At 49.4% G+C, this 13,034-nt stretch carries 12 protein-coding genes; 9 read left to right on the forward strand and 3 right to left on the reverse strand.

Annotated elements, in window-relative coordinates:
* The first annotated feature begins 21 nt into the window (after positions 1-21).
* Both siiF and tnpA read left to right on the forward strand, forming a co-directional pair.
* Positions 22-2,088, forward strand: a complete 2,067-nt coding sequence (gene siiF / locus ACLJPE_RS18895) for an SPI-4 type I secretion system protein SiiF (RefSeq protein WP_000358574.1) — start codon at positions 22-24, stop codon at positions 2,086-2,088.
* Positions 2,089-2,307: 219 nt separating this feature from the next.
* Complete coding sequence (tnpA, locus tag ACLJPE_RS18900; protein WP_000502119.1) at positions 2,308-2,766, forward strand: IS200/IS605-like element IS200F family transposase; 459 nt, start codon at positions 2,308-2,310, stop codon at positions 2,764-2,766.
* 310 nt (positions 2,767-3,076) lie between these two features.
* On the opposite strand, the gene ACLJPE_RS18905 is transcribed toward tnpA, so the two are convergent.
* Positions 3,077-3,358: a YjcB family protein gene (locus ACLJPE_RS18905; protein ID WP_000719058.1), complete on the reverse strand. Its 282-nt coding sequence runs from the start codon at positions 3,356-3,358 to the stop codon at positions 3,077-3,079.
* Between the two features lie 562 nt (positions 3,359-3,920).
* Here ACLJPE_RS18905 and ACLJPE_RS18910 point away from each other — a divergent pair.
* Positions 3,921-5,522, forward strand: coding sequence for an EAL domain-containing protein (locus ACLJPE_RS18910; RefSeq protein WP_000083658.1), 1,602 nt, complete (start codon positions 3,921-3,923; stop codon positions 5,520-5,522).
* Here the strand turns inward: ACLJPE_RS18910 and soxS are convergent.
* On the reverse strand, positions 5,510-5,833 hold the full coding sequence (gene soxS / locus ACLJPE_RS18915; RefSeq protein WP_000019483.1) for a superoxide response transcriptional regulator SoxS: 324 nt from the start codon (positions 5,831-5,833) through the stop codon (positions 5,510-5,512). The two genes, ACLJPE_RS18910 and soxS, sit on opposite strands and share 13 nt — an antisense overlap.
* Before the next feature lie 86 nt (positions 5,834-5,919).
* On the opposite strand from soxS, the gene soxR reads away from it, so the two are divergent.
* The 4 genes from soxR to ACLJPE_RS18935 all read left to right on the forward strand — a co-directional run bounded on the left by soxR (position 5,920) and on the right by ACLJPE_RS18935 (position 10,831).
* A complete protein-coding gene (gene soxR / locus ACLJPE_RS18920; protein ID WP_000412686.1) occupies positions 5,920-6,378 on the forward strand; it encodes a redox-sensitive transcriptional activator SoxR in 459 nt (152 codons plus the stop codon).
* A 292-nt stretch (positions 6,379-6,670) separates the two neighbouring features.
* Positions 6,671-7,339, forward strand: coding sequence for a glutathione S-transferase family protein (locus tag ACLJPE_RS18925; RefSeq protein ID WP_000958582.1), 669 nt, complete (start codon positions 6,671-6,673; stop codon positions 7,337-7,339).
* Positions 7,340-7,685: 346 nt separating this feature from the next.
* A complete protein-coding gene (ghxP, locus tag ACLJPE_RS18930; RefSeq protein WP_000106907.1) occupies positions 7,686-9,035 on the forward strand; it encodes a guanine/hypoxanthine transporter GhxP in 1,350 nt (449 codons plus the stop codon).
* 149 nt (positions 9,036-9,184) lie between these two features.
* Complete coding sequence (locus tag ACLJPE_RS18935) at positions 9,185-10,831, forward strand: Na+/H+ antiporter (RefSeq protein WP_039513772.1); 1,647 nt, start codon at positions 9,185-9,187, stop codon at positions 10,829-10,831.
* A 94-nt stretch (positions 10,832-10,925) separates the two neighbouring features.
* Here ACLJPE_RS18935 and ACLJPE_RS18940 read toward each other — a convergent pair whose 3' ends face one another.
* A complete protein-coding gene (locus ACLJPE_RS18940; RefSeq protein ID WP_000354962.1) occupies positions 10,926-11,813 on the reverse strand; it encodes a LysR family transcriptional regulator in 888 nt (295 codons plus the stop codon).
* Between the two features lie 103 nt (positions 11,814-11,916).
* Between ACLJPE_RS18940 and ACLJPE_RS18945 the strand changes: the two genes are divergently transcribed.
* Positions 11,917-12,327: a CidA/LrgA family protein gene (locus ACLJPE_RS18945; protein WP_000257347.1), complete on the forward strand. Its 411-nt coding sequence runs from the start codon at positions 11,917-11,919 to the stop codon at positions 12,325-12,327.
* The gene (locus tag ACLJPE_RS18950; protein ID WP_001067096.1) at positions 12,320-13,009 is read left to right on the forward strand and encodes an LrgB family protein; all 690 of its coding nucleotides are present in this window, start codon (positions 12,320-12,322) and stop codon (positions 13,007-13,009) included. Before ACLJPE_RS18945 ends, ACLJPE_RS18950 begins: the two co-directional genes overlap by 8 nt.
* Positions 13,010-13,034 lie beyond the last annotated feature (25 nt).

Genomic DNA, 13,034 nt, shown 5'->3' on the forward strand with positions numbered 1-13,034 from the left:
TTTGGGTGAGGGGGTTTACTTATGGATAAAAAACTAGAACCTTATTATTTAAGTGCGGAAACGGCATTATCTATAGTGTCTAAAAAATTCAACATAAAAATTGACATCAAAGAAGATGATATAAATTTAAGATTTAAAAAGTACGACAGAAATAACACTGACGACTCTATACAAATGAAGAATTTCTTTTTGTCGTTAGGGCTTTCTCTACAGGATATATTATTTAATAATGGTGAGGATTTACTAAATGAGCCTATGCCGATTTTACTATTAACACCAGAAATGAAGTGGATGGTGTGTGTGAGTGGCGGGCAAAAAATAAAGTTGGTAAACGCGCGCGGTGAACTCTGTTATGTTGAAATTGAAGATGAATATTTAAAAGAGTTATCTGCATTTAGTATACTACCTTTAAATAAAGTTGTTGATAGTATAAGAGTAAAAAATATCATAAAAAACTCTTTATCGATGAACAAGATTTTTTATACTAAATACTTCTTTTCATCTCTTTTTATGGCAATTTTTGCGTTAACTATTCCAGTATTTAGTAATCTGTTCTATGATAAGCTTGTTCCAAGTGCTTCGGTTTCATCTTTATTTGGCGTGGCTATAATTGTTGCTGTATTTATTGTTTTTGAGTTTATCCTTCGTACTTCGAAAGATATTTATCAGTCTATCACAGCAAGGCAGGATGACGTCGATATTGATATCGCATTTCTTGAAGCGGTACTTTATAGTAAAAAGAAAAATGGCAGATCCATGTCATCAGCATTTGTGCTATGGAATGAGTTTCAGAAAATTAAACCCGTTTTATTAAACTCGATCTTTCAACGTATAGCCGATATTCCAATATTTATTATATTTCTCATTGTTATATATGTAAATTTAGGTCTGGTCGTTATTGTCCCTGTTACCATGTTTATCGTCTCTATTATTATTTCCCTCGTTAACCACCATTATACTAATGAGTTAATGAACAAACAAAAAGAAGGACAGAAGAACAGGAATATCTTCATCTCAGAGGTTTTCTTATCTATTAAAATGATCCATACCTTAAATAATCAAGGTTTACTTTTTGATTGGGTCAACACATCAAATGAACAGTCGTATCTTAACCTGAAGATAAGGAAATTAAATCTTATCTATCAATCTATATTGGGGAGTATGTCATCTATTACCCAAATAACTATTATGGTAATAGCCTTTTTTATGGTAATCAAGGGTGATGTTACCACTGGCGCAATTGTTTCATCTGTCATTGTCTCTGGTCGTATTTCCGGGATCATTTCGAATTTTTCTTCTACATTAATCTCTATTTTATCAGCAGAAAAAACCGGTAAGGATCTGCTTTCTTTTTTTGATGAAGATCAGGCAGAAAAAACACCGGCATTACAGTCCATATCAAAGTGCAATGGCGATATCTCTATTCGGGGTGTGAGTTATCAGTATGACGCTCAATCTCCGATGATTATTAACCGACTGTCTATAGACATACCTGCGGGGCAGCGTGTCGCAGTGATAGGCGAATGCGGTGCAGGAAAAAGCTCATTACTGGGAATGCTATCTGGCTACCTTTCGCCAACAGACGGCGCCATCTTATATGATGGATATAACTTAGGGCATTTATCGCAGAACTTTTTTTCTCAGCATTTAAGCGTGGTGACGACACATGATGTTTTATTCACCGGAACCATTGAAAGTAATTTCGCGTTAAAACCGCAAAACGACAGGGGCCGGGTACTCAAGGCGCTCCATCTGGCGAACTGTGGTTTTATCTTGCAACATCCTATGGGGCTGAAGTTTCCGGTGAATTTTATGGCTAAAAACCTGTCATCCGGACAGCAACAGCAGTTATTATTAGCACGTAGTCTGAGCAGTAACGCCAGCGTCTTTTTATGGGATGAACCAACATCAAATCTGGATGAAAATACCGAGAAGCAAATTTTTGATAACTTAGATGAGTTTATTCATGGGAAAACGTTGATCATGGTGACGCATCGTCGATATCTGATAAAGTATTTTGACCGGGTTCTGGTAATGAAAGGTGGAAAAATAATCCGTGATTGTTCTCCGGATAAATTATTAATGTAAAATAAGCAGCGCTTGTCGCTGTTATCAGGTGGTACTGCTTAATAAAAAAGACCCGTTGCACAAACGGGTCTTTTTTGTCTATGGAAAACCCCCAGCTAGGCTGGGGGTTCCGGAAAGCTTTCAGCTTTAAGCCAGTTATTAAAACCCCTTTTGATTTGTTAAAACATCTTGCGGTCTGGCAACTGCAAAAGTTCAACAAGAAATCAAAAGGGGGTCCCAATGGGGGACGAAAAGAGCTTAGCGCACACCCGATGGAACTGTAAATATCACATAGTTTTCGCGCCCAAATACCGAAGACAAGCGTTCTATGGAGAGAAGCGTAGGGCAGTAGGCAGCATATTAAGAAAATTGTGTGAATGGAAAAACGTACGAATTCTGGAAGCGGAATGTTGTGCAGATCATATTCACATGCTTCTGGAGATCCCGCCGAAGATGAGTGTGTCGAGCTTCATGGGATATCTGAAGGGTAAAAGTAGTCTGATGCTTTACGAGCAGTTTGGGGATCTAAAATTCAAATACAGGAACAGGGAGTTCTGGTGCAGAGGGTACTATGTCGATACGGTGGGTAAGAACACGGCGAAGATACAGGACTACATAAAGCACCAGCTTGAAGAGGATAAAATGGGTGAGCAATTATCGATCCCTTATCCGGGCAGCCCGTTTACGGGCCGTAAGTAACGAAGTTTGATGCAAATGTCAGATCGTATGCGCCTGTTAGGGCGCGGCTGGTAAGAGAGCCTTACAGGCGCATCTGAAAAACCTCCGGCTATGCCGGAGGATATTTATTGTCATTTAACGAGTCGGCAATGTCTTCAATAAGTTTAGCTCGATTCTGTTAGGGCTATTCCACTTGCCATTTTTGGATAACCACACCTGGCGGCCCTCATCAACGGCAATGCGAGGGACGTGATGGTTCGCAAGGCTACTCCTGGCGCGCGATTCCGCGTTGAGATAACCGGTGGGCGGCTTCATCGGCAGCGATAGCGTATCAGGTCAGCACCATCGGCCATTCTGGCGGGGTCTGGCTCATCGTTTCGACCATTACGGCTTCAATGTTATGCCAGATCGCAGCGAGATCCATCATGGTAATACCGAGTAAACCGGTGGCAAACCAGCAGGCGGATACCACGCCCAGACCGCTACTGATCACCGCCAGACCAATATAATCTGATTTACGGAAACGGATATTGAGCGTGCTGGCTAAAAACATGAGCACGGCGCTCAACAGTTGCCAGCGGAGAAGAACGACACCAGTGGTTATGGCAGCCATGAAACATTTCCTCTGAATAGACCTTTGTCCAGGACAGCACGGCGTTGTTCCCGGGAAACGTGGGACATTCTGGCTATCAACGGACGTCACATCAACATCGAATGAAACATTGTTTCTGTTTCATTGTTTTTGTGAACTATATCACAAAAAAAGGCTTGTTCGCCAGATCGGCAATGTATTTTTTGTGCGTTTTATAACCTTGTTTTTTGTGTGACTTCTGCGCGTCCGTAGAGAAACAGCCGGAAAGCAAAGATGTATTATTACTACTCTTTTATTTTTTTTCGTGAAATTCAGACCTGATAAAAATATCAAGTTATTTATCAAAAGAAAGGAGTAAAGATGTATACCCCATCGTTTACTTAGGTATAAATCTGATGTTATCAAAAATATTTAGTGTCCTGCCTGGTATGCGAGAGAGATTGCGCTTAGTTATTAATGGTAAATGTTGATCGGTAAAAGTCTGTTGCTAATATTGATAAATTCATGCACCGTAAACCTCCGTTTGGTTCACGTCTTATTTTGCCAACAATAGTCACAAATAATGCAGGGAAATAGGCTGAAAATGAGTCAAAGCACACGACGCAAGGTGTTGAGATTTCTCGGAACGATCATTGTGGTGTTACTTCCTGTATTGCTGGCGATCTGGTTTGCTCATATCCGGGCAGTCTCTGAAACCAGAAATCAGTTACATTCATTTGCGCAGTTGGTATTAGATAAAACGGAGCGGGTTATCCTGCAAGCGAATTTAGCCCGCGATGCCGCTGAACAATATCAGGGGCAAGCCTGTACGCCAGCCCATCAACAGCGAATGCTGAATATTATCCGCGGTCGTTTGTACATTAATGAGTTGATTTATGCTAAGGGCCAGCGTTTTCTATGCTCTACGGTTATGACGCCAACAAGTCCTTATTTTATTCCCCGCGCTGACTATAAACGAAAGCCTGACATCGCTATTTATTACTATCGTGATACGCCTTTTTTCAACGGTTATAAAATGACATATATGCAGCGGGGAAACTATGTCGCGGTTATCAATCCCTTATCTTATAGCGAGGTGATGTCAGACGATCCGGCGTTGGCCTGGGGAATGTATGATACGGTGACCAACACCTTTTTCTCTCTGAGTGAACAGGCGCAGGCTGATCACCTATTACCTTTGGTACGACGGAGTGAACCTGTGTTCCAACAGGGTGAGCGTTTTTATACTCTGGTTAAATCAGCAAAACGACCGGTTGCCGCGATTGTGTCAACCTCAAAGCAACGCTTTTACCAGAACCTCTTTCATCAGCTTACGTTAACGCTACCGTTAGGGATCATCTGTAGCATTATCGTCTTATTTATGTGGTCACGATCCCGGCAGGCATATTACTCACCGCGTCGATTGCTGCAACGGGCCATTACCAGGCACCAGCTTTGCCTTCATTATCAGCCGATCATTGATATCCGAAACGGGACATGTGTAGGTGCCGAAGCGCTATTGCGTTGGCCGGGCTATCACGGTCCGGTGATGAGCCCGTGCGAATTTATTCCGCTGGCGGAAAAAGAGGGGATGATTGAGCAGATCACCGATTATGTCGTCGAAGAGGTATTTAATGATTTAGGTGGTTTTCTGGCCGCGCACCCGCATCTTTATGTCTCTATCAATCTCTCTGCCGCCGATTTTCTCTCTTCCCGACTAATTGTGATGATTCATGAAAAAACGCGTCAGCATTCAGTGCTTGCGCAACAGATAAAGGTTGAAGTGACCGAGCGCGGATTTATTGATGTGCCTAAAATGACGCCGATTATTCAGGCGTTTCGCCAGGCGGGATACGAGGTGGCAATTGATGACTTTGGTACCGGCTATTCGAACTTGCATAACCTGTACTCATTAAATGTCGACCTTTTAAAAATTGATAAATCTTTTGTCGACACGCTAACCACTAATAGCGCCAGCCATTTGATTGTGGAACATATTATTGAAATGGCGCAAAGTTTGCGGCTAAAAATCATTGCGGAGGGGGTTGAAACGGCTGAACAGGTTAGCTGGTTGCTAAAACGCGGCGTTCAGTATTGTCAGGGATGGCACTTTGCGAAGGCGTTACCACCGCAGGAATTCATCTCCTGGCTACAACAAACGCCCGCGCCTCTGACGATACGCGGGCAGACGCCCTACAGGCGGTGACGGTAATCGCTGGGAGTGCGATCGAACTCGCGGCGGAATACACGCGAGAAGGTTTGCTGCGATACATAGCCCAGGTCCATCGCGATATCAAAAATCGGGCGCTCGGTCGTTCGTAGCTCAACGGCCGCCAACAGGAGACGGCGCTGGCGAATATACTCGCCTAATGTTTGATGCGTTACCGTACGAAACATCCGCTGCAAATACCACTTGGAGTAGCCCGATTTTTTTGCCACCACATCAATGTTTAGCGGTTGGTCGATATGTTCATCAATCCATTCGATAAGGGTCTGAATTATCTGCTGATGCGACATATTGTTGCCTCTTAAACAGTATTCGATTCGTCGTTTTGTCTGCGGGCGAGTATAATTCCTCAAGTTAACTTGAGGTAAAGCGATTTATGGAAAAAAAATCTCCCCGTTTAAAAGCCTTACTGACGCCGGGGGAAGTTGCGAAACGTAGCGGTGTTGCTGTGTCCGCCCTGCACTTCTATGAAAGCAAAGGGCTAATTACCAGTATCCGTAATAGCGGTAACCAACGGCGATACAAGCGTGACGTGTTGCGTTATGTCGCGATTATCAAGATCGCCCAGCGTATCGGCATCCCGCTGGCAACTATCGGCGACGCGTTTGGTATCTTGCCGGAAGGGCATACGTTAAGCGCGAAAGAGTGGAAGCAGCTCTCCTCGCAGTGGCGCGAAGAGTTAGACCGACGTATTCATACGCTGGTGGCGTTGCGCGATGAGCTGGACGGTTGTATCGGCTGCGGCTGTTTATCGCGTAGCGACTGTCCGCTGCGAAATCCAGGCGACAGGCTTGGCGAACACGGGACGGGTGCCCGGCTGCTTGAAGATGATTAATATGCACTCGGCCATCGGGCTGAGTTCACCTAAAACTAAAGCGCCGCTAAGGGCGCTTTAGTTTGTTTCCGGTCTTTGTCTTTCGCTCTATCCCGCTGATTACAGGAGGGTTTCCCCCGACGTCAACACCCCTCATATCGAGCACGTGGTGGAGGTTCCGGTTTGTGTTGATACTGTAAGTGTAAGCGACGACGCCCTGTTCGCCAGCGAAATGCTGATTTTTTAGCCGAAATTTTTACGGCAACTGCCATAATTTTCTATAGTTAGTTGGCATACCTTACAGGAGACAGCCATGCTGACGGTGCACCATTTAAATCAGTCTCGTTCGCAGCGCATCCTCTGGGCGCTGGAAGAGCTGGCGTTGCCTTACCGGATTGTGCGTTACCAGCGTGAAAAGACCATGCTGGCGCCGCCGGCATTGAAAAAAGTGCATCCGCTGGGCAAGTCTCCGGTTATCGAAGATCACGGTATGGTTATTGCGGAATCGGGTGCCATCCTGGAATATTTGCAGGACACCTACGACAGTATCGGACGCTTTAAACCTGCGGATGCGCAGGGGAAACAACACTATCGATTCTGGCTACATTACGCTGAAGGTTCGCTCATGCCCTTGCTATTGATGAGACTGCTCTTTACCTCTCTGGGTAAACCGCCGGTACCATTGGGTCTGCGAACGTTGGGCGGCGTTATCGGTAAGGGCGCGCAAAAAGCGTACCTTAATCCGCAGCTGGAAACCCATGCGCGCTTTATTGACGGGCATCTGGCAAATCACCCCTGGTTTGCCGGAGAGCAGTTAAGTATGGCGGATATCCAGATGAGCTTCCCGCTATTTGCGCTGCTTGCCCGAGGCGGAATCGCTCATCTCGACCATATCAACGCATGGAAAGCGCGGGTAGAAATGCGTCCAGCCTGGCAGCGAGCGATTCAGCAGGGCGGTCCGTTTACCATCCCCGGCGGATAATGGCGTTTTTGTGAGCAGATTGCGCAACGTATTTGCTAACAGCGATGCGAAAAATTGTTGCTGGATTGCGCAGGGACGATAACGTTTGCGCATCGTCTGGCGATTTATTGAGCATACTAAGCAGAAAAGCATAAAAAGCGGCAAAGTTCAGTTGAAAAAGCGTTGATGATCGCTGGATAATCGTTTGCTTTTTTTTGCCACCCGTTTTGTATACGTGGAGCTAAACGTTTGCTTTTTTGCGGCACCCCGATTGTCGTAAATGTAGCACAAGGAGATAACGTTGCGCTGTTAGTGGATTACCTCCCACGTATACCGACGAATAATAAATTCTCAGGGGATGTTTTCTATGTCTACGCCTTCAGCGCGTACCGGCGGTTCACTCGACGCCTGGTTTAAAATTTCACAACGCGGGAGCACCGTTCGCCAGGAAGTCGTTGCTGGCTTAACCACGTTTCTCGCGATGGTTTACTCCGTCATCGTGGTGCCAGGGATGCTGGGTAAAGCCGGGTTCCCGCCTGCCGCCGTCTTTGTAGCGACCTGCCTGGTCGCAGGCGTCGGCTCTATCGTTATGGGGCTTTGGGCGAATCTGCCGCTGGCTATCGGTTGCGCTATCTCGTTGACGGCGTTTACCGCGTTTAGCCTGGTCCTGGGGCAGCATATTAGCGTACCGGTCGCGCTTGGCGCCGTATTCCTGATGGGCGTACTGTTTACCGTTATCTCCGCCACCGGCATTCGTAGCTGGATTTTGCGTAACTTGCCGCAGGGCGTGGCCCACGGAACCGGTATTGGTATTGGCCTGTTTTTGTTGCTGATTGCCGCCAACGGCGTCGGCCTGGTCATTAAAAACCCGCTGGATGGCCTGCCGGTCGCGCTGGGCGATTTCGACACCTTTCCGGTGATTATGTCGCTCGTGGGGCTGGCTGTTATTCTCGGTCTGGAAAAGCTGAAAGTCCCCGGCGGCATTCTGTTGACCATTATTGGCATTTCTATTGTGGGTTTGCTCTTCGATCCTAACGTCCATTTTTCCGGCATTTTCGCCATGCCTTCGTTGAGCGATGAAAACGGCAACTCGCTGATCGGCAGCCTGGATATTATGGGCGCGTTAAACCCTGTCGTTCTGCCAAGCGTACTGGCGCTGGTGATGACGGCGGTGTTTGATGCGACCGGAACGATCCGTGCGGTCGCAGGGCAGGCTAATCTGCTGGACAAAGATGGACAAATTATTGATGGCGGCAAAGCGCTAACCACCGACTCCCTGAGTAGCGTTTTCTCCGGCCTGGTCGGGGCGGCGCCTGCGGCGGTGTATATCGAGTCTGCGGCTGGTACGGCGGCGGGCGGTAAAACGGGCCTGACGGCGATTACCGTGGGCGTGCTGTTTTTGCTGATCCTGTTTCTTTCGCCGCTCTCTTATCTCGTTCCCGTCTACGCAACCGCCCCGGCGCTCATGTATGTCGGTCTGCTGATGCTGAGTAACGTGGCGAAAATCGATTTTGCTGATTTCGTCGATGCGATGGCGGGGCTGGTAACGGCCGTATTTATTGTACTGACCTGTAACATTGTCACCGGGATTATGATCGGCTTTGCCACGCTGGTCGTCGGGCGTCTGGTTTCCGGCGAATGGCGTAAGCTGAATATCGGAACTGTCGTCATTGCGGTCGCGCTGGTCGCTTTTTATGCCGGCGGCTGGGCTATCTAGTTCTGCCTTCATTCTGAAAAACGGGCGGCGTTGGTCGCCCGTTTTCATTTTCAGGACACATCACGTTACCTTTTGCGTTAATCTGAAGAAGGTGAAACCGAGGCATGATGCCTTTCTCCATCATAAAAAACATCGCAAACAGGGAACGCATGGAAATTTTCTTCACAATACTCATCATGACCCTTGTGGTCTCGCTGTCGGGGGTATTTACGCGTGTATTACCCTTCCAGCTTCCTTTACCCCTTATGCAGATCGCCATTGGCGCGCTGTTGGCGTGGCCGACGTTTGGTTTGCATGTGGAATTCGATCCGGAACTCTTCCTGGTGCTGTTTATTCCGCCGCTGCTGTTTGCGGATGGCTGGAAGACGCCGACCCGTGAATTTCTTGAGCATGGACGAGAGATTTTCGGGCTGGCGCTGGCGTTGGTCCTGGTAACGGTCGTGGGAATCGGCTTCCTGATTTATTGGCTGGTGCCCGGCATTCCGCTGATCCCCGCCTTTGCGCTGGCCGCCGTGCTGTCGCCGACCGATGCGGTAGCGCTCTCCGGAATTGTGGGCGAGGGGCGTATCCCGAAAAAAATCATGGGCATTCTGCAGGGAGAGGCGTTAATGAACGACGCCTCCGGTCTGGTATCGCTGAAATTCGCCGTCGCGGTGGCGATGGGGACGATGGTCTTTACCGTCGGCGGCGCGACGCTGGAATTTTTTAAGGTCGCTATCGGCGGTATTCTGGCGGGTTTTGTGGTCAGTTGGCTGTATGGCCGCTCGCTGCGTTTTTTGAGCCGCTGGGGCGGCGATGAACCCGCGACGCAAATTGTCCTGCTGTTTCTGCTGCCCTTCGCGTCTTACCAGATTGCCGAGCATATTGGCGTCTCAGGTATCCTGGCCGCGGTTGCCGCCGGGATGACCATCACCCGTTCTGGCGTAATGCGCCGCGCGCCGCTGGCAATGCGTTTGCGCGCGAACAGTACCTGGGCGATGCTGGAATTTGTCTTTAACGGTATGGTCTTTCTGCTGTTGGGACTGCAATTGCCGGGGATTCTGGAATCTTCGCTGGCGGCGGCGGAAGCTGACCCGAATGTCGAAACCTGGATGCTCTTTACCGATATCGTGCTGATTTATGCGGCATTGATGCTGGTTCGCTTCGGCTGGCTGTGGGCCATGAAAAAGTTCAGCCTGCGTTTTTTGAAGAAGAAACCGATGGAGTTCGCCAGCTGGACGTCGCGTGAAATTCTGATTGCTTCCTTCGCTGGCGTTCGTGGGGCGATCACCCTGGCTGGTGTGCTCTCTATACCGTTACTTTTGCCGGATGGCAGCGGATTTCCGGCGCGTTATGAACTGGTATTCCTGGCGGCTGGCGTCATTCTGTTCTCGTTATTTGTCGGCGTGATCATGCTGCCGCTGCTGTTGCAACATTTGGAAGTCGCCGATCATGCGCAACAGTTGAAAGAGGAGCGTATCGCCCGCGCGGCGACGGCGGAAGTGGCGATTGTCGCCATTCAGAAAATGGAAGAGCGTCTGGCGGCGGATACCGAAGAAAACATCGATAATCAGTTGCTTACTGAAGTAAGCTCGCGTGTCATCGGTAACTTGCGTCGCCGTGCCGATGGGCGAAACGATGTCGAAAGCTCCATACAGGAAGAAAACCTGGAGCGACGTTTCCGTCTTGCCGCGCTGCGTTCCGAACGCGCCGAGTTGTATCATCTGCGCGCCACACGAGAAATCAGCAATGAAACATTGCAAAAGCTGCTGCACGACCTGGATTTGATGGAAGCGCTACTGATAGAAAATCAGTAGTCCTTGTGGCCCGGTGGCGCCATGCTTACCGGGTCTACAAGTAGGCCGGATAAGGTGCTTGCGCCGCCATCCGGCAAGGGTTTTAACCTATGGCTTACGGTTGTTTCAGCCAAAACCCTTCGCAACAGGTTAACCATGCCCGGGCGCTGTGCGACAGATACACGCCCTCTCGCCAAATCATGCCTAACTGCCAGCGGAGATCGCTTTCCAGCGGTAGCCAGCGCAGCGTGGCCTTATCCAGACGCTGACAAATCGGCTCCGGCAAAATGGCGATGCCGACGCCCGCTTGCACCATGGCGGCGAGAAAATCCCATTGCCCGCTGCGCACGGCAATCCGTGGTTTTACGTCATGCTGGCTAAATAAGGTCATCAACTGGCGGCTCAGGGCAAAGTCTTCGTTATAGATAAGAAGAGGATGCTCCGCCAGTGCTTCAGGCGCGATGGAGTCGCAGGTTGTCCACTGACCTGAACGGGGAACCAGCACGCACAGCGGATGACTGAACAGCGATAATGTCGTCAGCCCGCTCGCTTCTTCCACCGGGAGCGCGGTCATCGCAACATCCAGCTCGCCATTCATTACCGCCTGCTGTACCGTCAGGCCGCCAAACTCCGAAATTTTGAGTTCAACGCCAGGGTAGCGTTGTCGAAACAAACTGATTGGCCCGGCCATCAACATGCCGACCATCGGGGGAATACCCAGCCGCAGCACGCCCTTATTGAGATGGTTAATATCGCTCAACTCGGCCTCTAACTGGCGAAACTCAGCGAGGATTGCCAGACCGCGTTCAAACACCACGCGTCCGGTATCGGTCAGCAATAACTTACGTCCGTCGCGGATCAGTAGCGTACAGTTAAGCTCATCTTCAAGATTTTTCAGCATCTTGCTAATGGTGGGCTGGGTGACAAATAACTTCTCCGCTGCGCGGGTGAAACTTTGCTGGCGCACCACCTCGACAAAATAACGCAGCGTTCTGATATCCATGATTATTCCTTCCGACTATGCCTGCAATGATTTTAATTCATTTCTGCCCGTGACGGAGGTTCTCTATACTGGCGCTCCGTATTATTTTTCAGGACATTCCCTCATGGCTGTGGCGATAAGCCGCGTTACGCCTGCCGTTGTGCAACGACTCCAGGTACCGGTTCAGGTACTGCTCTATGCAGGTTTATTCATTTTTTCCCAATATCTTGTCTCCTGGCTGCACCTGCCGTTGCCCGCGAATCTGGTCGGCATGGTACTTATGTTGGCGCTGATCGTTTGCCGGATTATTCCGCTTAGCTGGGTACGCGCAGGCGCACGCTGGCTGCTGGCGGAGATGCTGTTATTCTTTGTTCCCGCCGTCGTGGCGGTAGTGAACTATGCCCATCTGTTACTGGTGGACGGCTGGCGCATCTTCTCGGTGATAGCGATCAGTACCTTAATGGTACTCGGTGCGACGGCGTGGGTGGTGGATAAAGTGTATCGCTATGAGATGAGCAGGCTAAACCGTGAATAACGTTCAGTTAAGCGTACTGTGCCTGGTGATTACGCTGGGGATTTACTTCGCCAATAAGCGTCTGTATCGCCGTTTTCGCAAACTGCCGTTGATGCCATTAGTGTTGACGCCAGCACTGCTGGTGTTAATGCTGGTGTTCGGTCATATCTCCTGGCAAAACTATATTGGTGAATCGCACTGGCTATTGTGGCTGCTCGGCCCGGCGACCATTGCCTTTGCGGTGCCGGTGTACGATAACCTCGCGATTATCAAACGTCACTGGATGTCGCTCACCGCGGGCGTAGTGACGGCGACGGTGGTGGCGGTCACCAGTTCCGTTTGGCTGGCGCGTCTGTTCACGTTATCGGATGAGATTCAGCGTAGTCTGGCGGTACGTTCCGTTACTACGCCGTTTGCGCTGGCGGCGGCAGAACCCCTGGGCGGGCAGCCGGATCTGGTGGCGCTGTTCGTGGTCGTCACTGGCGTGTTTGGCATGGCGGTCGGCGACGCGCTATTTTTGCGTCTCTCTATCCGGGAAGGCATGGCAAAAGGGGCAGGATTTGGCGCGGCGTCACATGGGGCGGGCACGGCGCGTTCCTATGAACTTGGTCAGCAGGAGGGTGTCGTCGCCAGTCTGGTAATGATGCTGTCCGGCGTGGTGATGGTGCTGGCAGCCCCGCTGGTGGCGAGGGTAATGTTCTGATTTTCCTCCGACCCACAGGGCCGGA

The sequence above is a fragment of the Salmonella sp. SAL04196 genome (assembly GCF_046550835.1).
GTDB lineage: Bacteria > Pseudomonadota > Gammaproteobacteria > Enterobacterales > Enterobacteriaceae > Salmonella > Salmonella enterica.